This window comes from Formosa algae, assembly GCF_001439665.1.
Classification (GTDB): domain Bacteria; phylum Bacteroidota; class Bacteroidia; order Flavobacteriales; family Flavobacteriaceae; genus Formosa; species Formosa algae.
On record NZ_LMAK01000004.1, the window covers coordinates 153602 to 178767 of the forward strand.

Annotated in this window: 22 protein-coding genes and 7 tRNA genes; 26 read left to right on the forward strand and 3 right to left on the reverse strand. The window is 34.1% G+C overall.

Features of this window, described 5'->3' with window-relative positions; translation table 11 throughout:
- Positions 1-25: 25 nt before the first annotated feature.
- From AST99_RS01190 to AST99_RS01290, 21 genes are all read left to right on the forward strand, one after another.
- Positions 26-880, forward strand: a complete 855-nt coding sequence (locus AST99_RS01190; protein WP_232301561.1) for a ComEA family DNA-binding protein — start codon at positions 26-28, stop codon at positions 878-880.
- A 34-nt stretch (positions 881-914) separates the two neighbouring features.
- A complete protein-coding gene (locus tag AST99_RS01195; protein ID WP_057778286.1) occupies positions 915-2081 on the forward strand; it encodes an acyl-CoA dehydrogenase family protein in 1167 nt (388 codons plus the stop codon).
- A 94-nt stretch (positions 2082-2175) separates the two neighbouring features.
- Positions 2176-3597: a carboxypeptidase-like regulatory domain-containing protein gene (locus AST99_RS01200; protein ID WP_057778288.1), complete on the forward strand. Its 1422-nt coding sequence runs from the start codon at positions 2176-2178 to the stop codon at positions 3595-3597.
- A gap of 96 nt (positions 3598-3693) precedes the next feature.
- Positions 3694-3888, forward strand: coding sequence for a 30S ribosomal protein S21 (gene rpsU / locus AST99_RS01205; RefSeq protein ID WP_057778289.1), 195 nt, complete (start codon positions 3694-3696; stop codon positions 3886-3888).
- Positions 3889-4002: 114 nt separating this feature from the next.
- On the forward strand, positions 4003-4893 hold the full coding sequence (locus AST99_RS01210; protein WP_057778292.1) for a tyrosine-type recombinase/integrase: 891 nt from the start codon (positions 4003-4005) through the stop codon (positions 4891-4893).
- 39 nt (positions 4894-4932) lie between these two features.
- A complete protein-coding gene (hpf, locus tag AST99_RS01215; RefSeq protein WP_057778294.1) occupies positions 4933-5235 on the forward strand; it encodes a ribosome hibernation-promoting factor, HPF/YfiA family in 303 nt (100 codons plus the stop codon).
- A gap of 102 nt (positions 5236-5337) precedes the next feature.
- A tRNA-Thr gene (locus AST99_RS01220) sits at positions 5338-5411 on the forward strand.
- Positions 5412-5553: 142 nt separating this feature from the next.
- Positions 5554-5635: transfer RNA gene (locus tag AST99_RS01225), tRNA-Tyr, on the forward strand.
- Between the two features lie 65 nt (positions 5636-5700).
- Positions 5701-5773, forward strand: a tRNA-Gly gene (locus AST99_RS01230).
- Positions 5774-5782: 9 nt separating this feature from the next.
- Positions 5783-5854, forward strand: a tRNA-Thr gene (locus AST99_RS01235).
- Positions 5855-5917: 63 nt separating this feature from the next.
- Positions 5918-7105 carry an elongation factor Tu gene (tuf, locus tag AST99_RS01240; RefSeq protein WP_057778296.1) on the forward strand — a complete coding sequence of 396 codons (1188 nt, stop codon included), beginning with the start codon at positions 5918-5920 and terminating at the stop codon, positions 7103-7105.
- A gap of 60 nt (positions 7106-7165) precedes the next feature.
- A tRNA-Trp gene (locus AST99_RS01245) sits at positions 7166-7238 on the forward strand.
- A 21-nt stretch (positions 7239-7259) separates the two neighbouring features.
- A complete protein-coding gene (secE, locus tag AST99_RS01250; protein ID WP_057778298.1) occupies positions 7260-7454 on the forward strand; it encodes a preprotein translocase subunit SecE in 195 nt (64 codons plus the stop codon).
- Positions 7455-7466: 12 nt separating this feature from the next.
- A complete protein-coding gene (gene nusG, locus AST99_RS01255) occupies positions 7467-8021 on the forward strand; it encodes a transcription termination/antitermination protein NusG (RefSeq protein WP_057778299.1) in 555 nt (184 codons plus the stop codon).
- Positions 8022-8095: 74 nt separating this feature from the next.
- Complete coding sequence (rplK, locus tag AST99_RS01260) at positions 8096-8533, forward strand: 50S ribosomal protein L11 (protein ID WP_057778301.1); 438 nt, start codon at positions 8096-8098, stop codon at positions 8531-8533.
- 20 nt (positions 8534-8553) lie between these two features.
- Positions 8554-9243: a 50S ribosomal protein L1 gene (rplA, locus tag AST99_RS01265; RefSeq protein WP_057778303.1), complete on the forward strand. Its 690-nt coding sequence runs from the start codon at positions 8554-8556 to the stop codon at positions 9241-9243.
- A 19-nt stretch (positions 9244-9262) separates the two neighbouring features.
- A complete protein-coding gene (gene rplJ, locus AST99_RS01270; RefSeq protein ID WP_057778305.1) occupies positions 9263-9784 on the forward strand; it encodes a 50S ribosomal protein L10 in 522 nt (173 codons plus the stop codon).
- A gap of 63 nt (positions 9785-9847) precedes the next feature.
- Positions 9848-10219, forward strand: coding sequence for a 50S ribosomal protein L7/L12 (gene rplL, locus AST99_RS01275; protein WP_057778307.1), 372 nt, complete (start codon positions 9848-9850; stop codon positions 10217-10219).
- Positions 10220-10342: 123 nt separating this feature from the next.
- Entirely contained in the window at positions 10343-14155 is a 3813-nt protein-coding gene (gene rpoB / locus AST99_RS01280; protein WP_057778309.1) for a DNA-directed RNA polymerase subunit beta, read from the forward strand.
- 71 nt (positions 14156-14226) lie between these two features.
- A complete protein-coding gene (gene rpoC, locus AST99_RS01285) occupies positions 14227-18531 on the forward strand; it encodes a DNA-directed RNA polymerase subunit beta' (RefSeq protein WP_057778311.1) in 4305 nt (1434 codons plus the stop codon).
- Positions 18532-18648: 117 nt separating this feature from the next.
- Complete coding sequence (locus tag AST99_RS01290; RefSeq protein ID WP_057778313.1) at positions 18649-18966, forward strand: DUF3467 domain-containing protein; 318 nt, start codon at positions 18649-18651, stop codon at positions 18964-18966.
- 267 nt (positions 18967-19233) lie between these two features.
- Here AST99_RS01290 and AST99_RS01295 read toward each other — a convergent pair whose 3' ends face one another.
- Positions 19234-20823: a peptide chain release factor 3 gene (locus tag AST99_RS01295; protein ID WP_057778315.1), complete on the reverse strand. Its 1590-nt coding sequence runs from the start codon at positions 20821-20823 to the stop codon at positions 19234-19236.
- 126 nt (positions 20824-20949) lie between these two features.
- Here AST99_RS01295 and idi point away from each other — a divergent pair, with 126 nt between their 5' ends.
- The gene (gene idi / locus AST99_RS01300) at positions 20950-21471 is read left to right on the forward strand and encodes an isopentenyl-diphosphate Delta-isomerase (protein ID WP_057778317.1); all 522 of its coding nucleotides are present in this window, start codon (positions 20950-20952) and stop codon (positions 21469-21471) included.
- 3 nt (positions 21472-21474) lie between these two features.
- Entirely contained in the window at positions 21475-21885 is a 411-nt protein-coding gene (locus AST99_RS01305; RefSeq protein ID WP_057778320.1) for a 6-pyruvoyl trahydropterin synthase family protein, read from the forward strand.
- A 135-nt stretch (positions 21886-22020) separates the two neighbouring features.
- On the opposite strand, the gene AST99_RS01310 is transcribed toward AST99_RS01305, so the two are convergent.
- Positions 22021-22389: a hypothetical protein gene (locus tag AST99_RS01310; protein WP_057778322.1), complete on the reverse strand. Its 369-nt coding sequence runs from the start codon at positions 22387-22389 to the stop codon at positions 22021-22023.
- 460 nt (positions 22390-22849) lie between these two features.
- Between AST99_RS01310 and AST99_RS01315 the strand changes: the two genes are divergently transcribed.
- Together AST99_RS01315 and AST99_RS01320 are read left to right on the forward strand one after the other, a co-directional pair.
- Positions 22850-23119, forward strand: coding sequence for a hypothetical protein (locus AST99_RS01315; protein WP_057778324.1), 270 nt, complete (start codon positions 22850-22852; stop codon positions 23117-23119).
- 61 nt (positions 23120-23180) lie between these two features.
- Positions 23181-23254, forward strand: a tRNA-Thr gene (locus AST99_RS01320).
- A 130-nt stretch (positions 23255-23384) separates the two neighbouring features.
- On the opposite strand, the gene AST99_RS01325 is transcribed toward AST99_RS01320, so the two are convergent.
- The gene (locus AST99_RS01325) at positions 23385-24578 is read right to left on the reverse strand and encodes a DegT/DnrJ/EryC1/StrS family aminotransferase (protein WP_057778326.1); all 1194 of its coding nucleotides are present in this window, start codon (positions 24576-24578) and stop codon (positions 23385-23387) included.
- A gap of 413 nt (positions 24579-24991) precedes the next feature.
- Between AST99_RS01325 and AST99_RS01330 the strand changes: the two genes are divergently transcribed.
- Positions 24992-25076 (forward strand) — tRNA-Ser (locus AST99_RS01330).
- Positions 25077-25166 lie beyond the last annotated feature (90 nt).

Consider the following 25166-nt stretch of genomic DNA (forward strand, 5'->3'; position numbering starts at 1 on the left):
AATGAATAAATTTAAATCCCATATCATGTTTACTAAACAACAGCGATATGGGATTTTTTTATTGCTTTTAATTATCGTTATTCTTCAATATGTGTATCTGTTTTGGGATCATACTTCTGAAGAGATTTCATTACCTTCAGACGAATTGGAGGGGTTTCAACAAAAGATAGATTCTCTTAAACTCATAGAATTAGAAGGTGCTAAACCAAAACTATTCCCTTTTAATCCCAATTATATAACCGATTTTAAAGGTTATAGTTTGGGGATGACGAATGAAGAAATAGATCTTTTACATGCGTATCGTGCTCAAAATAAATGGGTAAATTCTGCTAAAGATTTTCAACAAGTTACTGGGGTTTCAGATTCATTACTTCAACAAATATCACCTTTTTTTAAATTCCCAGAATGGGTGAATCAGAAATCCAATGTGGTAAAATCGTCTTCAAAATCTTCAAATAGAACACTCACTTTTAATGAGAAAACAGATTTAAATACAGCTACCGCTGCACAATTACAAACGGTTTATGGTATAGGAAAAACACGGTCTCTTGGGATTATAAAATTCAGAAATTCTTTTGATGGCGGTTTTATTGCAGACGTTCAGTTAGAAGATGTTTATGGGTTAACTCCAGAAGTAATCGAAAATATTAAATCAAAATTTACAGTAAAGACTCCAAGAACGGTAATTAAGGTAGATTTAAATACAGCGAACGCTAACGATTTAGTAAAAATACAACATATTGATTATCCGTTAGCTAAAGAAATTTTAGATTACAGAACATTGCACGAAGGCTTCACTGATTTAGATGAATTATTGAAAGTAAAGGGTTTTCCGTCTCAGAAATTAGATATAATTAAACTATATTTGGCGATCAATTAGTCCTGTATTCATGGATTAAAATAGAACTTATTATATGTATACAATGTACTTCACCGAGGAGCATGAACTGTTTAGAAAGAGTCTTCAAGATTTTTTAAAAAAAGAAGTTGTTCCTCATATAAATAAATGGGAAGAAACGGGAACCATAGAACGCTTTATTTGGAAAAAATTTGGTGACATGGGGTATTTCGGAATTAATTATCCTGAGGCCTATGGTGGATTAAATTTAGATCTTTTTTATACAGTAATCTTTTTAGAGGAATTACAAAAAATAGACTCTTGTGGTTTTGCAGCTGCAATGTGGGCACATGCCTATTTAGCGATGACGCATCTTGAAAAAGAAGGCGATGAAACCATAAAGCAAAACTATTTGGTTCCGAGTATTACAGGAGATAAAATTGGTTGTCTGTGTATAAGTGAGCCTTCTGCAGGGAGTGATGTTGCAGGTATGCGAACAACAGCTGTAAAAGATGGCGATACTTATGTGTTAAACGGATCGAAAACATTTATTACAAATGGAGTGTATAGCGATTATTTAGTGGTATCTGCTAAAACGAGCCAGGAAGAAGCGCATAAATCTATTAGTATTTTTGTAGTCGATAGAAATACTCCTGGAATTTCTGCAACAAAGTTAAATAAATTAGGTTGGAGAGCTTCAGATACTGCAGAGATTGCTTTTGATAATGTGGTTATTCCAGCAACTCAGTTAATGGGTGAAGAAGGAAAAGGATTTCCATACATTATGCAACATTTCGCTTTAGAGCGTTTAATTATGGGAGTGAATGCACATGCTAGAGCAGAATATGCTTTAGACTATGCACAAAATTACATGAGTGAGCGTATGGCTTTTGGAAAAACTATAGATAAATTCCAAGCGTTACGTCATAGTTTTGCCGATTTATATTCGGATATGACGATTTGTAAAACCTTTAATTACGCTGTAACCTATCAATTAAATAAAGGCGAATACGTCGTAAAAGAAGCCACGATTTCTAAATTAAAATCGACTAAAATGGCAGATGAAGTGATTTATCAATGTCTTCAATTTTTAGGTGGTTATGGATATATGGAAGATTACCCGTTGGCACGTTTGTTACGTGATAGCCGTTTAGGACCAATTGGAGGAGGAACTTCAGAAATCCTTAAAGAAATCATTTCAAAAATGGTTTTAGATAAAAAATATTACAAGCCTGCAACGTAATCGGGTTTGTTAATTTGAGATTTGTATATTAGATATATAACTAATTACAATTTAAAAATTAATATATTAATGGTTAAATTATAAGGTATTGCATATGAATGTCATCAACAAAACACATAGTTTAACCATTTTAGCTTTTCTGTTTGTCGCCTCGATATACGCGCAAACAGAACTAAAAAATAAGATAGTCGATTTCTCGACTATGGTGCCTATAGAAAGTGCAAGTATTTATATTCAGAATACAACAACAGGTACAATAAGTAATGCCGATGGTAAGTTCGTGTTATTGGTGCCTAATGCCATGGAAAACGATACTCTGGTTATCTCGTCTATAGGATATAAGAGTTTTAAAACCGTTGTAAAAGATTTCGATAACACTGAAGAGGTGTATCTTGAAGAAGATGTTGCCTCTCTAGACGAAGTGTTACTAGTAGGCGAGCCGCGTCCTAAAACAGGAAACGATATTGTACTAAAAATGATTAGTAAACTTCCAGAGAATCTTCCCGAATTACCATATTTAGAAAAAGGATTTTTACGCCATAAAGAGGAAAATAAAAAAGAGTTTAAATGGCTTATTGAAAGCGCAATTACGCTTTACGATTCTAGTGCACAATCTCCAGCCTATAGAAACTTAAAAATTAATGTAGACGAGATGCGTAAAAGTTACGACTTACGCGATGTAGATAGTTTATTGGCATACACATCCTACTTAAAGCAAAACGGAAATAGAAACCTTCGCGCACAAAATTTAAAAAGAGATACTATACAAACAGCATCTTTAATTAAAGCGATTAAGTGGAACGATACGAGAACTAACGGACTTAAAAACTTGTTTGGAGGTAAATTGAATTTACTTAGAAATACAACATCTGCAAGAGCATTATTTGGTGAACATGTTTTAGATTATCATCAGTTTGCATTAGATACTGTGTTAGTAGATAATGAAAGAAAAATTTATAAAATTAAAATCGCTGAAGGGAAGGAGTATGTGAATTTAGAAACACCTGGTATTTTTAACGATGGTTATGTTGCCAATGGATGGTTGTATGTGTATTGGGACACTTATGCAGTAAAGAAAATTGAATATGAATTAATTGCAACTTCAGAAGCTCAGAAAAATAGAAGTAAAATATTGTTCGACACCCAAGTGAATCATAAACTGGTAATGACATATATGGAATACGATGGTAAAATGTATCCAAATTATGTGTCTTACGAAACACCTAAACTAGTTAATGTTGGCCCTAAGGTTGTTAATACAGACGATCCGGTAGCTGCACAACGAGCCAAAGACGAGCGGTTTTATAAAACAAAACAAGAAATATTATTTACAGAAATTATATTAGACCCTGAATTGGTGCAGTCTGCACTTCAAAAAGACTGGGATCCAAATATATTTGCTATCAAGCCCTATAATAAAGAGTTTTGGGATAATTATAATACGCTTCTAGAGAGTGAAGAAGACGAAAAGTTAATTCAAGACTTAACAAAAAGGTCAGGCTTGTTTAAGGACTAAATGCTTCTTTTTAAATATTTTATTTTTTTAATAGGATAATTTAAATTAATTTTTAATTTTGCAGCCCGAATGCTAAAAGAGAGGAGGTTAAGGACTATGTTAATAATACCAATTAAAGAAGGAGAAAATATAGATAGAGCGTTAAAGCGTTACAAACGAAAGTTTGATAAGACAGGTACAAGACGTCAATTACAGTCTCGTAAGCAGTTTTTAAAACCTTCAGTGAATAATAGAGCGCTTGTTCAAAAAGCACAATACGTACAAGGATTAAGAGATCAAGAACAAATCTAATCTGTACATTAAGTAATACATGAAAATCCTGCAATAGCAGGATTTTTTTTGCGCTTTATTTAACTATTTCTCATTTTAAACTTACTATATTAGCAATAACACAGATGCTAGCTTATGATTTTTTCTTCCTTTTTAGACTATTTACTGCTCGAGAAAAACTACTCGGCTTTAACTGTAAATGCCTATAAAAAAGATTTACAAGATTGTTTAGACTTTATTACTGCTGAGTATGAGCAAGACACCTTAGTTGATGTAAACTATCCACAACTACGAAGATGGATTGTGAGTTTGGTAGAAAGTGGTCTGTCTAATCGTAGTGTGAACAGAAAATTATCAGCATTAAATTCATATTACAAATTTTTAATGAAGGTCGGAGATCTCGATCAGAATCCATTAGCCAAGCATAAAGCATTAAAAGCAAAAAAGACCATTCAGATTCCGTTTTCAGAAAAAGAAGTGAAATCTGTGTTGGACGATTTTCCCCACGAACACGATTTTGAAGGTTTACGCAATAGATTAATTATAGAGTTATTCTATTCAACAGGTATACGGCGTATTGAACTTGTACAATTACAAGTGGCCGATTTCAATCTTTCTAACCATACCTTAAAAGTATTGGGGAAGCGTAATAAAGAGCGTTTAGTGCCTTTGTTACCTTCTGTAATAGAGGTGATTGTATTGTATTTACAGGCGCGAAAATCCCTAAATCATATTACAGATACGGGCTATATGTTTTTAACCCAAAAAGGCGTTAAAATTTATGAAACACTTGTTTACAGAATAATAAATAACTATTTTAGTTTAGCATCTACAAAAGTAAAAAAGAGCCCGCATATATTAAGGCATTCATTTGCAACTCATTTACTCAATCAAGGTGCAGATTTGAATGCCGTTAAAGAACTTCTAGGGCATTCCAGTCTCGCGTCAACTCAAGTTTATACGCATAATAGCATAGCAGAATTAAAAAAGGTGTATTTAAATACGCATCCAAGAAATAAGAAATAGTACGAAAGGACCTATTGTTTAATATTAAATTTAATAAGTATGAAAGTAAACATTCAATCAGTTAATTTTAACGCAGACCAAAAATTGATAGATTTTGTTCAAAAGCGAATGGATAAATTAGACCAGTTTTACGATAAGGTAATAAGTTCCGATGTTTATTTAAAAGTAGAAAACACTAGCGACAAGGAAAATAAAATTTTTGAAGCCAGAGTAAGTGTTCCCGGCGATAGTTTTATGGTTAAGAAACAATGCAAGTCTTTTGAAGAAGGCGCAGATTGTGCTGCTTCATCCCTAGAAAGACAGTTAAAAAAGCGTAAAGAGAAATTAAAATCATATTTATAATAAAAATATTTGCAAAAATGTTTTGAATAAAAGAATAAATATATACATTTGCAGTCCGTTAGAAATAGCGGACTTTTTTTGTGAAAGAAAAAAGTGTAAAAAGCCGATGTAGCTCAGCTGGCTAGAGCAGCTGATTTGTAATCAGCAGGTCGTGGGTTCGAGTCCCTCCATCGGCTCAATAAAGTGAAAAGTGCAACAGGAAGTTGAAAGTGTAGTGAAAATGCAATTTTAACTGGGACGAGAAGTTTATCCTGAGCATAGTCGAAGGGAGTCCCTCCATCGGCTCAAGTTCTTTTAAAGAGTGAAAAATTTATAATTGGGGAGATACTCAAGCGGCCAACGAGGGCAGACTGTAAATCTGCTGACTACGTCTTCGCAGGTTCGAATCCTGCTCTCCCCACATTATTTTTAGAATGGAAACATTGTGAAAGTGATTATAATTATAAATACAGGAATTAAAATAATGCGAGAGTAGCTCAGTTGGTAGAGCGTCAGCCTTCCAAGCTGAATGTCGCCGGTTCGAACCCGGTCTCTCGCTCAATTTTAAGCCGGTGTAGCTCAGGGGTAGAGCGTTTCCTTGGTAAGGAAGAGGTCACGGGTTCAATTCCCGTCATTGGCTCTATTAAAGACATAAAGTAGAATACACTAATATTATTATATAACTAAGATTAAATTTTAAAACATGGCAAAGGCAACTTTTGATCGTTCCAAACCACACTTAAATATAGGTACAATTGGACACGTAGATCACGGTAAAACAACATTAACTGCTGCTATTACTACTGTACTAGCTGCTGCAGGACTTTCAGAAGTAAAGAACTTCGATCAGATTGACAACGCTCCAGAAGAAAAAGAAAGAGGTATTACTATTAATACATCTCACGTAGAGTATCAAACAGCTAACCGTCACTACGCTCACGTTGACTGTCCAGGTCACGCGGATTACGTAAAGAACATGGTTACTGGTGCTGCTCAAATGGATGGTGCAATTTTAGTAGTTGCTGCAACTGACGGACCAATGCCTCAAACTAGAGAGCATATCTTATTAGGAAAACAAGTAGGTATTCCATCTATTGTTGTTTTTATGAATAAGGTAGATTTAGTTGATGATGAAGAATTATTAGAATTAGTTGAAATGGAAGTTAGAGATTTACTTTCTTTTTATGACTATGATGGTGATAACGGACCTGTAATTGCTGGATCTGCTTTAGGCGGATTAAACGGTGAGCCAAAATGGTCTGAAAAAATCATGGAATTAATGGAAGCTTGTGATACTTGGATTAAAGAACCTTTAAGAGAAGTAGATAAAGATTTCTTAATGCCTATCGAAGATGTATTTTCTATTACAGGTCGTGGTACAGTAGCAACTGGACGTATCGAAACTGGAGTAGCGAAAACTGGAGATCCTGTTGAAATTATTGGTATGGGTGCTGAAAAGTTAACTTCTACTATTACAGGTATCGAAATGTTCCGTCAAATCTTAGATAGAGGTGAGGCTGGAGATAACGCAGGTATCTTATTAAGAGGTATTGCAAAAGAAGATATTAAAAGAGGAATGGTTATTACTAAGCCAGGATCTGTAACACCACACGCTAAATTCAAAGCAGAAGTTTATGTTTTGAAAAAAGAAGAAGGTGGTCGTCACACTCCATTCCACAACAACTACCGTCCACAGTTCTACGTACGTACAACTGATGTAACAGGAACTATTAACTTACCTGAAGGAGTTGAAATGGTAATGCCAGGAGATAACTTAACAATTACTGTTGACTTACACCAAGCAATCGCAATGAATGTTGGTTTACGTTTCGCTATCCGTGAAGGAGGTAGAACTGTAGGTGCAGGACAAGTAACTGAAATTTTAGACTAAATTTAAGTTTAATACAATATAAGTTGAGGTGTTTCAATTATGAAATACCTTGACTTTTATACGGGCGTAGCTCAGTTGGTAGAGCACTGGTCTCCAAAACCAGGTGTCGGGAGTTCGAGTCTCTCCGCCCGTGCTAATAAAGTTTTGAAAAATAATGGCTGGATTTGTAAATTACGTAAAAGAATCATTCGAAGAGTTAAAGCATAATGTAACTTGGCCTACTATGGCAGAAGCACAAAGCTTAACTATTTTGGTTGCTGTGTTTTCTACAGTGTTCTCTTTAGCAATATGGGGAGTAGATACAGTATTCAGCAAGGCTATATCGTATTACTTTCATTTAATCAACTAAAAATATATTTTTATGTCTGAAACAAATGCTAAAAAGTGGTACGTTGTAAGAGCTGTAAGTGGTCAAGAAAATAAAATTAAAGCGTATATCGAGAATGAAATTACTCGTTTAGGCTTGCAAGATTATGTAGATCAAGTACTAGTTCCAACAGAAAAAGTAATTCAAATCCGTAACGGGAAAAAAATACAAAAAGAAAAAGTATATTTTCCTGGTTACATTATGGTTCAAGCAAATTTAACAGGAGAAGTACCTCACATTATTAGATCGGTAACTAACGTTATTGGTTTTTTAGGTGAAACCAAAGGAGGTGATCCTGTACCATTAAGACAATCTGAAGTAAACAGAATGTTAGGTAAGGTAGATGAGTTAACAGTGGATACTGAAACTAATGTTGCAATTCCTTACGATATTGGAGAAACCGTTAAAGTAATAGACGGTCCTTTTAATGGGTTTGATGGTACTATTGAAAAAATTAACGAAGAAAAGCGTAAGCTTGAAGTAATGGTAAAGATTTTTGGAAGAAAAACACCATTAGAGTTAAATTATATGCAAGTAGAGAAAGTATAATAACTGTTACAAGTATACAAGGTGTGTCATACCGCTTCCAACAGTAGAAGCACATCAAAATTAAATTAATAGAAATGGCAAAAGAATTAGGTAAAGTAGTTAAGTTACAAGTTCGGGGAGGTGCAGCGAATCCGTCGCCACCGGTTGGACCCGCTTTAGGAGCTGCAGGTGTTAACATCATGGAGTTCTGTAAGCAATTCAATGCTAGAACGCAAGACAAACAAGGTAAGGTATTACCGGTTGTGATCTCTGTTTACAAAGACAAATCATTTGATTTTGTAATCAAGACACCACCAGCTGCAGTACAATTATTAGAAGCAGCTAAGTTGAAAAAGGGTTCTGGTGAGCCAAACCGAAAAAAAGTAGCTAAAGTTTCTTGGGATCAAATTAAAACTATTGCTGAAGATAAAATGCAAGATTTAAATGCATTTACAATCGAATCAGCTATGAAAATGATCGCAGGTACCGCAAGGTCTATGGGTATAACCGTGACTGGAAACGCGCCAAATTAATCTAGAAAAAGACATTTAAAATGGCAAGATTAACAAAAAAGCAAAAAGAAGCTTTAGCAAAAATAGAAAAAGGAAAACTTTATTCTGTTAATGAAGCATCTTCATTAGTAAAAGACATAACAAATGCAAAGTTTGACGCGTCTGTAGACATCGCTGTTCGTTTAGGAGTAGATCCTAGAAAAGCAAACCAAATGGTAAGAGGTGTAGTATCTTTACCTCATGGTACAGGTAAAGACGTTAAAGTTTTAGCATTAGTTACTCCAGACAAAGAAGCAGAAGCTAAAGAAGCTGGAGCAGATTACGTAGGTTTAGATGAATTTCTTGATAAAATCAAGAGTGGTTGGACAGACGTAGATGTAATTATCACTATGCCAAGTGTAATGGGTAAATTAGGACCATTAGGACGTATATTAGGACCTAGAGGATTAATGCCTAACCCTAAAACTGGTACAGTAACTATGGATATAGCAAAGGCAGTAACTGAAGTAAAAGCTGGTAAAATTGACTTTAAAGTTGATAAAACTGGTATTGTACACGCAGCTATTGGAAAAGCATCTTTTAGTGCAGATCAAATTGCAGGTAACGCAAACGAATTATTACAAACATTAATGAAATTAAAGCCAACTGCGGCAAAAGGAACTTATGTAAAAAGCATCTTCATGTCTTCTACAATGAGTCCTAGTATAGCTGTTGAGCCTAAAATTGGTTAATTAGTTAAAAACTTTTATTATGACAAGAGAAGAAAAATCACAAGTAATTGAAGAACTAACTGCACAATTAGCCGATAATGCAAATATCTACCTAGCAGATATTTCAGGTTTAAATGCAGTGACTACATCAGACTTACGTCGCGCTTGTTTCAAAGCTAATATTAAATTAGCTATTGTTAAAAATACATTACTTGAAAAAGCAATGGAAGCTTCAGATCGTGAATTTGGAGACTTACCAACGGTTTTAAAAGGAAACACTTCAGTGATGTATTCTGAAACTGGAAACGCTCCAGCTAAAGTAATTAAAGCTTTCAGAAAGAAATCAGAAAAGCCTTTATTAAAAGGTGCTTTCATTGAAGAAGCTGTTTACATTGGAGACGACCAATTAGATGCCTTAGTAGATATTAAATCACGTGAAGAGTTGATTGGAGATATCATTGGATTATTACAATCGCCTGCTAAGAACGTTGTATCTGCACTTCAATCAAGTGGAGGGAAACTTTCAGGTATCTTAAAAACATTATCTCAAAAAGAGGGATAGTATTAAATAGTACGCATTATTACACAAATATATTACATTAAAAATTTATTAAAACGATAGAAAATGGCAGATTTAAAAGATTTCGCAGAACAATTAGTTAACTTAACAGTTAAAGAAGTAAACGAGTTAGCTACTATATTAAAAGATGAGTATGGTATTGAGCCTGCTGCTGCTGCTGTAGCTGTTGCTGCTGGACCAGCTGGAGGTGAAGCTGCTGAAGAAAAAACTGAATTTGATGTTATTCTTAAAGCCGCTGGAGGTTCTAAATTAGCTGTAGTAAAGTTAGTTAAAGAATTAACTGGATTAGGTTTAAAAGAAGCTAAAGGATTAGTTGATGACGCACCAAGTCCAATCAAAGAAGGTATTTCTAAAGACGAAGCAGAAGCTTTAAAAGCATCATTAGAAGAGGCAGGAGCTGAGGTTGAGCTTAAGTAAGCTTACTTACCAAACAACATAAAGGTTTAGGTCTGGAGTAGTACTCTAAGACCTAAACCATTTTGCGTATATAATACTTAGATACGCGCACACTATTATTTTTAATCAAAATTTCGTCCATTGATGTTAGTAACACAAGCTGAAAGATTAAATTTCTCGTCTATTGTTAATAGAACAGAGTATCCAGATTTCTTGGATATTCAGATTAAATCCTTCCAGGATTTTTTCCAACTAGAGACCAAATCTGAAGAAAGAGGTAATGAAGGTTTATATAACACCTTCATGGAGAATTTTCCAATAACAGACACTCGTAATCAATTCGTACTAGAATTTTTAGATTACTTTGTTGATCCACCAAGATATTCTTTAGAAGAATGTATTGAAAGAGGGCTTACATACAGCGTTCCGCTTAAAGCAAGGTTAAAATTATACTGTACAGACCCTGAACATGAGGATTTCGAGACCATTGTTCAAGATGTGTATTTAGGTACAATTCCTTACATGACACCTAGTGGTACGTTTTGTATTAACGGTGCAGAGCGTGTTGTAGTTTCTCAATTACACCGTTCTCCTGGAGTATTCTTTGGTCAATCATTCCACGCGAATGGTACAAAGTTATATTCAGCTAGAGTTATCCCTTTTAAAGGATCTTGGATTGAATTTGCTACAGACATTAACAGTGTTATGTATGCATATATCGATCGTAAGAAAAAGTTACCTGTAACCACTTTATTTAGAGCAATTGGTTTTGAACGTGATAAAGATATTCTTGAAATATTTGATCTTGCAGAAGAAATTAAAGTTTCTAAATCTGGGTTAAAGAAATATCAAGGACGTAAATTGGCTGCACGTGTATTGAATACATGGCACGAAGATTTTGTTGATGAAGATACTGGTGAAGTAGTTTCTATTGAACGTAATGAAATTGTATTAGATCGTGATACAGTTTTAGATAAAGATAATATTGAAGAAATTCTTGAAGCTAATGTAAAGACTGTCCTTTTACATAAAGAAAGCGCTGAACAAGGAGATTACGCAATTATCCATAATACGCTTCAAAAAGATCCAACAAACTCTGAAAAAGAAGCTGTCGAGCATATCTACCGTCAATTACGTAATGCAGAGCCGCCAGATGAGGAAACTGCAAGAGGAATTATTGATAAATTATTCTTCTCAGATCAACGTTACTCTTTAGGTGAAGTTGGGCGTTACAGAATGAACAAGAAATTACAGTTAGATATTGGTATGGATAAGCAAGTGCTTACCAAAGAAGATATTATAACCATTATAAAGTATTTAATCGAGCTTATCAATTCTAAAGCAGAGATTGATGATATTGACCACTTATCTAACCGTCGTGTGCGTACAGTAGGTGAACAATTATCTTCTCAGTTTGGTGTTGGTTTAGCACGTATGGCACGTACTATTCGTGAGCGTATGAATGTACGTGATAACGAAGTCTTTACTCCTATAGATTTAATTAATGCGAAGACTTTATCGTCTGTTATTAATTCATTCTTTGGTACAAACCAGTTATCTCAATTTATGGACCAAACCAATCCTCTTGCAGAGATTACGCACAAGCGTCGTCTTTCAGCATTAGGACCAGGAGGTTTATCAAGAGAAAGAGCAGGTTTCGAGGTACGTGACGTTCACTATACACACTACGGTCGTCTTTGTCCGATTGAAACTCCTGAAGGTCCAAACATTGGATTAATTTCTTCACTTTCTGTATATGCAAAAGTGAATTCAATGGGATTCATCGAAACACCTTATAGACCCGTTACAGATGGTGTTGTAGATATCGTTAATCCTCCAGTATATTTAAGTGCTGAAGAGGAAGAAGAAAAATTAATTGCACAGGCCACTGTAAAAATTGATGAAAATGCTAAAATTATTCATGAGAAGGTAATTGCCCGTATGGAAGGTGATTTTCCTGTTATTGAACCAACAGCATTACATTATACAGATGTTGCACCAAACCAAATTTCGTCTATCTCGGCTTCATTAATTCCGTTCTTAGAACATGATGATGCCAACCGTGCATTGATGGGATCTAACATGATGCGTCAGGCAGTACCTTTATTAAGAGTAGATTCTCCAATTGTAGGAACAGGATTAGAACGCCAAGTGGCTAAAGATTCTCGTGTACTTATTAATGCAGAAGGTTCTGGTGTTGTTGAATATGTAGACGCTAACGAAATAACTATCCGTTACGATAGAACAGAAGATGAAGCTTCTGTAAGTTTTGATGCCGAAACAAAAACATATCCTTTAGTTAAGTTTAGAAAAACTAACCAAGGTACATCTATTAACCTTAAACCAATTGTTCGTAAAGGCGATGTGGTTCAAAAAGGTCAAGTACTTTGTCAAGGTTATGCAACTGAAAATGGAGAATTAGCTTTAGGTAGAAACATGAAAGTAGCCTTTATGCCTTGGAAAGGGTATAACTTTGAGGATGCGATTGTGATCTCAGAAAAAGTTGTTCGTGAAGATATCTTTACATCTATCCATATTGATGAGTATTCTTTAGAAGTTCGTGATACAAAATTAGGTAACGAAGAGTTAACTAATGATATCCCTAACGTATCTGAAGAAGCTACCAAAGATTTAGATGAAAATGGTATGATTCGTGTTGGTGCAGAAGTGAAACCTGGTGATATCCTTATTGGAAAAATTACTCCAAAAGGTGAATCTGATCCAACTCCAGAAGAAAAATTATTACGTGCTATTTTTGGTGATAAAGCAGGTGATGTAAAAGATGCATCATTAAAAGCTTCTCCATCATTAAATGGTGTAGTAATAGATAAGAAATTATTTGCTCGTGCGGTAAAAGATAAACGTAAGAGAGCTAAAGATAAAGAAGATATTACGCAATTAGAAGCGATTTATTACGCGAAGTTCGAAGAGCTTAAAGCGATATTAATCGATAAATTATTTGCTTTAGTAGGTGGTAAAACAGCTCAAGGTATCTTTAATGACTTAGGTGAAGAAGTTTTACCAAAAGGTAAGAAATACACACTTAAAATGTTAAACTCTGTTGAGGATTATACACACTTAACATCAGGAGTGTGGACAACAGATGACCATACTAATAAATTAGTTGCTGACTTAATTCACAACTACAAAATTAAAGAAAACGACTTACAAGGATCTTTAAGACGTGAGAAGTTTACAATTTCTGTAGGAGACGAATTACCAGCAGGTATTATTAAATTGGCTAAAGTTTATATCGCTAAAAAACGTAAACTAAAAGTTGGAGATAAAATGGCAGGACGTCACGGTAACAAAGGTATTGTTGCACGTATCGTTCGTCAGGAAGATATGCCTTTCTTAGAAGACGGAACACCAGTAGATATTGTCTTGAATCCACTTGGGGTACCATCTCGTATGAACATTGGTCAGATTTACGAAACTGTACTTGGTTGGGCAGGTCAGAAATTAGGTCAGAAATATGCAACACCAATTTTTGATGGTGCTACTATAGATCAAATTACTGAATTAACCAACAAAGCAGGAGTTCCAGAATTTGGACATACATATTTATATGATGGTGGAACAGGAGATCGTTTTGATCAAAAAGCCACAGTTGGAGTTATTTATATGATTAAGTTAGGTCATATGATTGATGATAAAATGCATGCTCGTTCTATAGGACCTTACTCTTTAATTACACAACAACCATTAGGTGGTAAAGCACAATTTGGTGGACAACGTTTTGGAGAGATGGAAGTATGGGCACTAGAAGCATATGGTGCATCTGCAACTCTTAGAGAAATATTGACAGTGAAATCTGATGATGTTATTGGTAGAGCTAAAACTTACGAAGCAATCGTAAAAGGAGAGCAAATGCCAGAACCTGGATTACCAGAATCTTTCAACGTACTTATGCACGAATTGAAAGGTTTAGGATTAGACATTAGATTAGAGGAATAATATATTGTTCATCAGGTTTGTTTTAAACCTGATGAACTCAGTTTACAAATAATTCGATATCACCATATATTATGGCAAGAAAACAAGATAAGAATACAGTAAAGAGGTTTAATAAAATCTCAATTGGTTTAGCATCACCAGAGTCTATATTAGCAGATTCTAATGGGGAGGTGTTAAAGCCAGAAACTATCAATTATCGAACACATAAACCAGAACGAGATGGTTTATTCTGTGAGCGTATTTTTGGTCCTGTAAAAGACTACGAATGTGCCTGTGGAAAATATAAGCGTATTCGCTACAAAGGTATTGTATGTGACCGTTGTGGTGTAGAAGTAACAGAAAAGAAAGTACGTCGTGATAGAGTAGGACACATTAATCTTGTTGTTCCTGTAGCTCACATATGGTATTTCCGTTCTTTACCAAATAAAATAGGATATTTATTAGGATTACCGTCTAAGAAATTAGATATGATTATCTACTACGAACGCTATGTAGTTATTCAGCCAGGTAATGCTAAAAATGAAGAAGGAGAACCATTACAAAAAATGGACTTCTTAACAGAAGAAGAGTATTTAAATGTTTTAGAAACACTTCCTCAAGATAATCAATATTTAGAAGACACAGACCCAAATAAATTCCTAGCGAAAATGGGTGCTGAGTGTTTAATAGATCTTTTAGCACGTATCGATCTTGATGCTTTATCATATCAATTACGTCACAAAGCAAATACAGAAACATCTAAACAACGTAAAACTGAAGCGTTAAAACGTTTACAAGTTGTTGAAGCGTTACGTGAATCTAACGAACATAGAGAGAACCGTCCAGAATGGATGATTATGAAAGTGGTTCCTGTAATTCCACCAGAATTACGTCCGTTAGTGCCATTAGATGGTGGTCGTTTTGCAACATCAGATTTAAATGATTTATACCGTCGTGTAATTATTCGTAACAACCGTTTAAAACGTCTTGTTGAGATTAAAGCACCAGAAGTTATTTTACGTAACGAAAAACGTATGTTACAGGAATCTGTAGATTCGTTATTCGATAACACACGTAAAGCATCAGCGGTAAAAACAGATTCTAACAGACCTTTAAAATCGTTATCAGATTCATTAAAAGGTAAGCAAGGACGTTTCCGTCAAAACTTATTAGGGAAACGTGTGGATTATTCAGCACGTTCTGTAATTGTTGTAGGACCAGAAATGAGATTGTTCGAATGTGGTTTACCTAAGAACATGGCAGCCGAGCTTTACAAACCTTTCGTAATTAGAAAATTAATTGAAAGAGGTATTGTTAAAACTGTAAAGTCTGCAAAGAAAATTATAGATAAAAAAGAGCCAGTAGTTTGGGATATTTTGGAAAATGTTCTTAAAGGACATCCAATATTACTAAACCGTGCTCCTACATTACACAGATTGGGTATTCAAGCTTTCCAGCCAAAATTAATTGAAGGTAAAGCAATCCAATTACACCCATTAGTATGTACAGCCTTTAACGCCGATTTTGATGGTGACCAGATGGCAGTGCATTTACCATTAGGACCAGAAGCTATTCTTGAAGCGCAAATGTTAATGTTAGCTTCTCACAATATCTTAAACCCTGCAAATGGTTCTCCTGTAACTGTACCTTCTCAGGATATGGTACTTGGTCTATATTATATGACTAAGCTACGTAAATCTACTCCAGAAGTGCCAATTAAAGGGGAAGGCTTAACATTCTATTCTCCGGAAGAAGTAGAAATTGCTTTCAACGAGAAAAGTGTAGACTTAAATGCTAGTATTAAAGTAAGAACTTACGACTTTAATGAAGCTGGAGAAAACGTATTACAAATTATAGAAACTACTGTAGGTCGTGTTTTATTTAACAATAAAGTACCTCATGCAGCTGGATATATAAACCAAGTGTTAACTAAAAAATCGTTAAGAGATATTATTGGTAATATCTTAAGAGTAACTTCTGTTCCTGAAACAGCAGATTTCCTTGACGAAATTAAAACATTAGGTTACAAATTTGCATTCCAAGGTGGACTATCATTTAGTTTAGGTGATATTATTATCCCACCAGAAAAGCAAAGTATGATTGATAAAGCGAATGGCTTAGTTGATGGTATTATGGGTAACTATAACATGGGACTTATAACAAACAACGAACGTTATAACCAAGTTATTGATATCTGGACTTCTACAAATGCTGAATTGACTGAATTGTCAATGAAACGTATTCGCGAAGATCAACAAGGGTTTAACTCGGTATTTATGATGCTTGACTCTGGAGCGCGTGGATCTAAAGAACAGATTCGTCAGCTTACAGGTATGCGTGGATTAATGGCGAAACCTAAAAAATCGAATGCAGGTGGAGGAGAAATTATTGAAAACCCGATTCTTTCTAACTTTAAGGAAGGTCTTTCAATTTTAGAATACTTTATCTCTACTCACGGTGCGCGTAAAGGTCTTGCCGATACGGCTCTTAAAACTGCCGATGCCGGGTATTTAACTCGTCGTTTGGTAGATGTATCTCAAGATGTTATTGTTAACAGTGAAGACTGTGGTACATTAAGAGGTGTTGAAGTTACGGCATTAAAGAAAAATGATGAAATTGTAGAATCTCTTGGAGAACGCGTAATTGGACGTGTATCTTTATACGATGTATACAACCCATTAACTGAAGAATTATTAGCTTCTGAAGGACAATTAATTGATGATGATATCGCAGATAAAATTAATCAATCACCTTTAGATGCTGTAGAAGTACGTTCAGCATTAACTTGTGAAGCTAAAAAAGGTATTTGTGCTAAATGTTACGGTCGTAACTTATCTACCAATAAAATGGTTCAGTTAGGTGAAGCTGTTGGTGTTGTTGCTGCCCAATCTATTGGAGAACCAGGAACACAGTTAACATTACGTACATTCCACGTAGGTGGTATTGCAGGTAACATTTCAGAAGACAATAAACTTATTGTTAAGTTTGATGGAGTTGCAGAAATCGAAGACCTTAAAACAGTTAAAGGTGTAGATGGAGAAGGAAATACAGTAGATATTGTAATTTCTCGTACTTCAGAATTAAAACTTATTGATAAGAAAACAGGAATCACTTTAAGTACAAACAACATTCCTTACGGTTCTACAATCTTTACAGATAATGGAGCAGATCTTAAAAAAGGAGATGTAGTTTGTCAATGGGATCCATATAACGGTGTTATTATTTCTGAATTTGCTGGTAAAGTACGTTACGAAAACATCGAACAAGGGATTACTTATCAAGTAGAAATTGATGAACAAACAGGATTCCAAGAAAAAGTAATTTCTGAATCAAGAAATAAAAAATTAATTCCAACCCTTCACGTAGATGATGCGAAAGGAAACCCTATCCGTTCTTACAACTTACCAGTTGGAGCACACTTAATGATAGATGATGGTGAAAAGATTGGAGTTGGTAAAATTTTAGTAAAAATTCCACGTAAATCTGCAAAAGCAGGGGATATTACAGGAGGTTTACCTCGTGTTACCGAATTATTCGAAGCACGTAACCCTTCTAACCCAGCCGTAGTAAGTGCTATTGATGGTGTTGTTACTTTTGGTAAAATTAAGCGTGGTAACCGTGAAATTATCGTAGAATCTAAATTAGGAGATATTAAGAAATACCTAGTTAAATTATCTAATCAGATCTTAGTACAAGAGAATGATTTCGTAAAAGCTGGTATGCCTCTTTCTGATGGTTCTATTACACCAAACGATATCTTAAACATTAAAGGCCCTTCAGCTGTACAACAATACTTAGTGAACGAAGTTCAAGAAGTATACCGTTTACAAGGGGTGAAAATTAATGATAAGCATTTCGAAGTTGTTGTAAGACAAATGATGCGTAAGGTTCAAATTAAAGACTCTGGAGATACTATCTTCTTAGAAGATCAATTAGCTCATAAAGCAGACTTTATTGAAGAAAATGATAAAATTTTCGGATTAAAAGTTGTGGAAAGTGCTGGTGAATCTACTAATCTTAAAGAAGGTCAATTAATAACACCTTTCACATTAAGAGACGAGAATTCATTATTACGTCGTGAAGATAAAGAACTTGTAACAGCTAGAGATGCACAGCCAGCAACGGCTACGCCAATCTTACAAGGTATTACAAGAGCATCTCTTCAAACAAAATCATTTATCTCTGCAGCATCGTTCCAAGAAACGACTAAGGTTCTTAACGAAGCAGCTGTAGCTGGTAAAATAGATTATCTTGAAGGTCTTAAAGAAAATGTAATTGTAGGACACAAAATTCCAGCTGGTACTGGGATGCGTAAATACGATCATATTATCGTTGGATCTAAAGAAGAGTTTGATGAAATGATGCAAGCTAAAAAACAAGAAGTTAATTTTAATTAATACAAGTAATCCCATGAAAGCGGGATTATTTTACCCCAACGCAGGTTGGGTTTCTTAAAAAATTTTAAATCCTGCACAACGCAATTGTGCAGGATTTTTTATATAAAAACAATAGATATGGCAGACGAAAAAGATCCCTTAAAACACGGACAAATTAATATAGAATTAGACGAAAAAATTGCAGAAGGTACCTATTCTAATTTAGCAATTATAAATCATTCGGTATCCGAATTCGTAGTAGACTTTGTAAGCATTATGCCTGGCACACCTAAGAGTAAGGTTAAATCTAGAATTATATTAACACCACAGCATGCTAAACGCCTTTTAAAGGCTTTAGCTGATAATGTTAATCGTTTTGAAAATGCTCATGGTGAAATTAAAGATTACGAGCAACCACCAATTCCATTAAATTTTGGACCAACCGGAGAGGCTTAATCTATAATTTAAAAGTTTATCTATAATAATATTCTGGTTGCTCTAAATGATTTTTCTCAGCAACCACCAATTCCATTAAGTTTTGTACCAACTGGAGAGGCTTAATCTATAACTTAAAAGTTTATATAGGATAATATTCTGGTTGCTCGAATTATTTTTCTCAGCAACCACCAATTCTATTAAATTTTGGACCAACTGAAGAAGCTTAAAAATTAAAAAGCCCTTTGATAATTTCAAAGGGCTTTTTATATATTATAGACTTACTATTTAATCAAATTCAGATGTTAAATGGAATTTGATACTTGGGTATTTTTGCTCGGTCATTTGTAAAGAGAACTGTGAGTCTGCTAAAAAAACCAATTGGTTTCTTTTATCTTTCGCTAAGAAACGTTGTTTTACACGCAGAAACTCTTTAAACTCGTCGCTTTTCTTATCTTTTGGTTCAACCCAACATGCTTTAAACACGTTTAAATTTTCGTATGTACATTTTGCACCGTATTCGTGTTCTAAACGGTATTGTATTACTTCGTATTGTAAGGCTCCAACCGTACCAATAACTTTTCGTCCGTTAAGTTCTAACGTAAATAATTGGGCAACCCCTTCATCCATTAATTGATCAACTCCTTTATTAAGCTGTTTAGATTTTAAAGGATCGGCGTTATTAATATATCTAAAGTGTTCTGGTGAGAAACTAGGAACACCTTTATAATTAATAATTTCGCCTTCAGTAAAGGTATCACCAATTTTAAAACTTCCGGTATCTTGCAATCCTACAATATCTCCAGGATAAGAAATATCTACAATTTCTTTCTTTTCTGCAAAAAAGGCATTAGGACTCGAGAATTTTACTTTTTTGTTACTTCTAACATGTAAATAAGGTGCATTACGCTTAAATTCTCCAGATACAATTTTAACGAAAGCCAAACGGTTTCTATGGTTCGGATCCATGTTGGCGTGTATTTTAAATACAAACCCACTAAACTTGTTTTCGTCTGGTTGTACTAAACGTTCTTCACTTTGTTTAGGTCTTGGTTTTGGAGCAATATCTACGAAACAATCTAATAATTCCCGAACACCAAAATTATTTAATGCAGAACCAAAAAATACAGGTTGTTGTGTTCCGTTAAGGTAATCTTCTTTATTAAATCGTGGGTAAATACCATCAACCAATTCAATTTCTTCTCTTAGTGTATTGGCTGCTTTTTCTCCAACTAATGTATCTAATTCTGGAGACGATAAATCTGAAATTTCAATAGTTTCTTCAATATCTTTTCTGCTATCTCCACTAAAAAGGTTTACATTTTTTTCCCAAATGTTATAAATTCCTTTAAAGTCATAACCCATTCCAATAGGGAAGCTTAAAGGCACAACTTTTAAACCTAGCTTTTGTTCAACTTCATCTAATAAATCAAATGCATCTTTACCTTCACGATCCATCTTGTTTATAAAAACAATCATAGGAATGTTTCGCATACGGCAAACTTCAACCAACTTCTCTGTTTGTTCCTCGACCCCTTTGGCCACATCAATTACAACAATTACACTATCTACAGCAGTAAGTGTTCTAAAGGTGTCTTCAGCAAAATCCTTGTGACCAGGTGTATCAAGAATATTAATTTTTATACCGTCATATTCAAAAGCTAATACAGATGTAGCAACAGAAATTCCACGCTGACGCTCAATTTCCATAAAGTCACTCGTTGCTCCTTTTTTTATTTTATTACTTTTTACAGCTCCTGCTTCTTGAATAGCTCCACCAAAAAGAAGTAATTTTTCTGTTAATGTGGTTTTTCCGGCATCGGGGTGCGATATAATTCCGAAGGTACGACGTCTGTTTATTTCACTTTTAAAACTCATAATAATTCTTGAAAATAGGTCGCAAAGATACTATTATTAGTAAGAAATGTAATAAATGATAGCGCTGCTTTTTAATTTTATCCTCACATTAACGTATTTTATAATTTTACTTGGTATTTTTACATTATGATAGAAGAAAACGTAATATTAGTTAACGAAAAAGATGAGCAAATAGGCCTTATGCCTAAATTAGAAGCACATGAAAAAGGGGTATTACACCGCGCTTTTTCTGTATTTGTTTTTAATGATGATAACGAATTAATGTTGCAACAACGTGCATTAGATAAATATCACACACCTGGGCTTTGGACAAACACATGTTGCAGCCACCAACGCAATGGAGAATCTAATATAGAAGCGGGAAGAAGACGTTTACAAGAAGAAATGGGATTTGTAACTGCTTTAGAAGAGTCTACTTCTTTTATGTATAAATCGCCTTTTGAAAATGGACTAACAGAACATGAATACGATCATATTTTAATTGGTTATTATAGTGGTGAGCCAGATATAAACCCAGAAGAAGTGGCCGATTGGAAATGGATGTCTTTAGATGCAGTAAAAGCAGATATTAAATTAAATCCAGAGCATTACACTTCATGGTTTAAAATTATTTTTGATAAGTTTTATGAATACATAAATATCGCGTAATACATGATTGCAAAAGTTAGTAGGCAAGGGTATTTTAATGCTGCCCACAGATTATATAGAAAAGATTGGAGCGACGAAAAAAATCAAGACATTTTTGGAAGATGTAATAATGCCAATTACCACGGACATAACTATGATGTTATTGTAAGTGTTTCTGGAGAGATAGATCAAGAAACTGGGTTTGTTATAGATTTAAAGATTTTAAAACAACTTATAAAAGATGAAGTAGAAGAGGCATTCGACCATAAAAATTTAAATTTAGATGTGCCAGATTTTAAAGATCTTAATCCTACTGCAGAGAATATTGCAGTTGTTATTTATAATAAGTTAAAACCTAGGTTAGCGTCTCATTTAGACTTGGAAATTACACTTTACGAAACACCTAGAAACTTTGTAAGTTACTGTGGTAACTAAATACTTCTTTATAATTTCTTAGATTTAGTATTTAAGCTAGATTCTGTGAAATTACTTTTAAAATAGGCTATACATTAGGTGTCTCCTTAAATAAAAAACAAAAAAAATCCCGGGTGTAACACTCGGGAATTTTATTTAACAAGCCGTTTTTGTTTCTTTTAAGTATTCCTTGTCCAAGGTAAAACCAAATAGCGCACTACAAATTGTTTCATGGTGATTATTGCTTTTGGGTTTGGTAACAATAACATTTATTAAATAGCCATTGTCATGTTTTTTTATTAATTGAGCCTGGATAGTTAACTCATCATTTAAAAATGCGTTTTTATGCATTTTAAATTTAAAATCTTCAAGATCAGGGACATCTTGTAAATAAAATTCTTTAATAGGGTAAGTTGCTACAGTTTTAACTTTGCTATATAAATTGTGTGGTAATAAAAAGCCGTTAGCATTACTTACATGTTCTGTTACAGTAAAAGGTACGTTGGTGTTTATATGTGTGCTCATAATGTGTTGTATTTAAGGATATATTAAAGTGGGTCTCAAGTTATAATTGTGGTATGTGCTAAACATGACGCTGACGTTAGAACGATTGGAACAAATAATAAACTTCTGGCTGTTTGATTTAATTGTTTTTAGATTTTTCATGATTTTAAAATTTATATTAGTAATTGATTAAAAATAAAAAAGGTGCCTTTAAAAAAGCACCTTTATTGATTATCGTTATATTATATAATAGTTAACTCAGTTCAAGATGCATGGGATGCTTACATTTAAGCATAAAAATGACAATCGAGTTCCACTGTTGTGAAATGCGATTGCAGATTGAATTATATTGCTTCTTGATTGTATTCATGCTATAAAAATAAGGAAAACATTTTAATTCAACAATAATTAAAATGTTTTTATAACACATTATATTTAGGATTAATGTAATTTTGCACTCAAATAAATACAATATTATATTATGGCAAATGTTAGAGATCTTAAAAAAGACATTAATTTCGTTTTAGGAGATATTATTGAAGCTGTTTATGTTTGGGAATATGCCAACACAGACAAAGACACAAAACAAAGTGAAGCAATTATAGATGAAGCAATCAATACTTTTGATGAATTAATTACAAAAGTTAATGATAAGAAAGTAGCAGACAAAAAAGCTCATTTTAAAGCCATTAACCAAGAGTTAGAAACTAAAGGGCGTGCGTTAATTGATAAAATTAATAATTTAAGCTAAATTTTTTTGAAAAAGATTTGCAGATATTAGAAATAGCTCTATATTTGCACTCGATTTTCAAGCCGATGTAGCTCAGCTGGCTAGAGCAGCTGATTTGTAATCAGCAGGTCGTGGGTTCGAGTCCCTCCATCGGCTCTTTAAAAGTTCAATGTTTAAGCATTGAACTTTTTTTTTTGCTTCAATACTTCTGAAGCTATTTTTAGATGTAAAAAACCCCACACTATTAAAATAGTGTGGGGTTTTTATTTTTATATCAATTATAGTATTATAATACGCTTTTAATGGCTTCTACCATCTTTAATGCTCTTTGCTTAACATCAGCTTCAGTCCAAGAGAGTTTAATTAAACACGAAATGTTTCTCGCAATATAATGATCTGATTGTTTAAACGATTTAGTACTTAATGCATTTAAAGCCTCTTTAGTTTGAGCTGGTATAGGAAATAATGTTTTAGCTTCTTTTAAATGATCCCATTTTCTTACATAGTGCCAATTGTTATCATAATAATGAAAACACCCATCTATACCTGCATGTTTTAAAGCAGCCATAGCTTTAGTAGTCGTTTCTAAGTCTGTTAAAAAGAAATTTAAAAACGAGTAGTTTTCTACACCTTCTTCAGGTATGGTTCTAAATGTAAGTTCTGGTATACTTTTTAAAGCATCTTTTAAAATTGTATAATGTTTTTGCTGTATATCAAGAAATTCTTGTAAACGTCGTACTTGCGCTAATCCTACAGCAGCGTGTAGTTCTGATATTCTGAAATTATATCCTAAAAACGGATGAGTTTCTGCACCACGATCAGACCCTACATGGTCATGTCCGTGATCACTATAATGATCTGCCCAAGTTGCGTAGTCGTCATTGTTGGTTATAATGGCTCCGCCTTCGGCAGCAGTGATAGTTTTTACAAAATCGAACGAAAAACATCCAACATCTCCATAACTTCCTAAAGGTTTACCTTCATAAGTTCCTCCAATAGCCTGACAGGCGTCTTCAATTAATTTTAAATTATGGGTTTCGCAAATCTCTTTAAGCTCTTTTAAGCGCGCCATTCCGCCGCACATATGCACAGGCATAATGGCTTTTGTTTTAGGTGTAATAGCATCTTTAACAGCTGCAATATCTAAAGTCAAGGTATCGTCTATATCAACAAGAATAGGAATAGCTCCTAACATTAAGACGGCTTCAAAGCTTGCGACAAACGTAAAAGTTGGCAGAATAACTTCATCACCAGTGCCAACACCTGCAACAGCTAATGCTACAGAAACCGCTGCCGTACCACTAGATACCAGCTGTGCATGTTTTACTTGCATATGTGTTTGTAATTCTGCTTCAAGTGCTTTGGCTTTCCAATGTCCATTTCGCATGGCATCAAAGCCATAACGCATTAAAATTCCGCTATCTAATACATCGTTTACTTCTTTATGTTCTGAAGGGCCAAAAAGTTCAAATCCAGGCATGTGTTTTATTTAAAAAGTTGAATCAAATTTACAATTAAACCAAGGAATATAAAAGGTGATAAAACGAAGATTTTTGATCTTATCATTTTTATATTTTTACATTTAGAAAATCAGCCTTATACGAGCAAGGGTTTAGATTACTGTATAAAAAAGGTTGAGTAAGAGCTTTATCTTTTGCAAGTGTAATTAGCAATCTATAGTAGTAACTATTTTAAGTATATGAAGTTTAAGAGTGATCCCTAGTTTAGTTGAAAATGTGGTTGGAAAAATATTTTTATATATAATACTTTGATTTTTATTAAGTTGTGTGTTTGTTCTAAAAATTTTTTAATTTTTTTTGTTTTTTGTTTTATAAAACCGAAAAAGGTTCTTATATTTGCACCCGCATTCAGGGAATACCTGATGAGACACTTGGAGAAATGGCAGAGTGGTCGAATGCGGCAGTCTTGAAAACTGTTGAGGGTCACACCTCCGGGGGTTCGAATCCCTCTTTCTCCGCAGAAACCCTATAAACAGTACGTTTATAGGGTTTTCTTTTTAGTTTCAATCTTCGTATTCCTGTCCAACTATTAAGTAGATATTATCTCT

Coding starts and splice junctions, on each gene's coding strand:
- AST99_RS01325 (WP_057778326.1), bottom strand. CDS start 24,578: ATGCCTGGATTTGAACTTTTTGGCCCTTCAGAACATAAAGAAGTAAAC.
- AST99_RS01295 (WP_057778315.1), bottom strand. CDS start 20,823: ATGAGTTTTAAAAGTGAAATAAACAGACGTCGTACCTTCGGAATTATA.
- rpoC (WP_057778311.1), top strand. CDS start 14,227: ATGGCAAGAAAACAAGATAAGAATACAGTAAAGAGGTTTAATAAAATC.
- AST99_RS01200 (WP_057778288.1), top strand. CDS start 2,176: ATGAATGTCATCAACAAAACACATAGTTTAACCATTTTAGCTTTTCTG.
- secE (WP_057778298.1), top strand. CDS start 7,260: ATGGCTGGATTTGTAAATTACGTAAAAGAATCATTCGAAGAGTTAAAG.
- AST99_RS01210 (WP_057778292.1), top strand. CDS start 4,003: ATGATTTTTTCTTCCTTTTTAGACTATTTACTGCTCGAGAAAAACTAC.
- rpsU (WP_057778289.1), top strand. CDS start 3,694: ATGTTAATAATACCAATTAAAGAAGGAGAAAATATAGATAGAGCGTTA.
- AST99_RS01310 (WP_057778322.1), bottom strand. CDS start 22,389: ATGAGCACACATATAAACACCAACGTACCTTTTACTGTAACAGAACAT.
- AST99_RS01195 (WP_057778286.1), top strand. CDS start 915: ATGTATACAATGTACTTCACCGAGGAGCATGAACTGTTTAGAAAGAGT.
- AST99_RS01305 (WP_057778320.1), top strand. CDS start 21,475: ATGATTGCAAAAGTTAGTAGGCAAGGGTATTTTAATGCTGCCCACAGA.
- AST99_RS01290 (WP_057778313.1), top strand. CDS start 18,649: ATGGCAGACGAAAAAGATCCCTTAAAACACGGACAAATTAATATAGAA.
- AST99_RS01190 (WP_232301561.1), top strand. CDS start 26: ATGTTTACTAAACAACAGCGATATGGGATTTTTTTATTGCTTTTAATT.
- rplK (WP_057778301.1), top strand. CDS start 8,096: ATGGCAAAAGAATTAGGTAAAGTAGTTAAGTTACAAGTTCGGGGAGGT.
- rplA (WP_057778303.1), top strand. CDS start 8,554: ATGGCAAGATTAACAAAAAAGCAAAAAGAAGCTTTAGCAAAAATAGAA.
- tuf (WP_057778296.1), top strand. CDS start 5,918: ATGGCAAAGGCAACTTTTGATCGTTCCAAACCACACTTAAATATAGGT.
- hpf (WP_057778294.1), top strand. CDS start 4,933: ATGAAAGTAAACATTCAATCAGTTAATTTTAACGCAGACCAAAAATTG.
- rpoB (WP_057778309.1), top strand. CDS start 10,343: ATGTTAGTAACACAAGCTGAAAGATTAAATTTCTCGTCTATTGTTAAT.
- AST99_RS01315 (WP_057778324.1), top strand. CDS start 22,850: ATGGCAAATGTTAGAGATCTTAAAAAAGACATTAATTTCGTTTTAGGA.
- nusG (WP_057778299.1), top strand. CDS start 7,467: ATGTCTGAAACAAATGCTAAAAAGTGGTACGTTGTAAGAGCTGTAAGT.
- rplL (WP_057778307.1), top strand. CDS start 9,848: ATGGCAGATTTAAAAGATTTCGCAGAACAATTAGTTAACTTAACAGTT.
- idi (WP_057778317.1), top strand. CDS start 20,950: ATGATAGAAGAAAACGTAATATTAGTTAACGAAAAAGATGAGCAAATA.
- rplJ (WP_057778305.1), top strand. CDS start 9,263: ATGACAAGAGAAGAAAAATCACAAGTAATTGAAGAACTAACTGCACAA.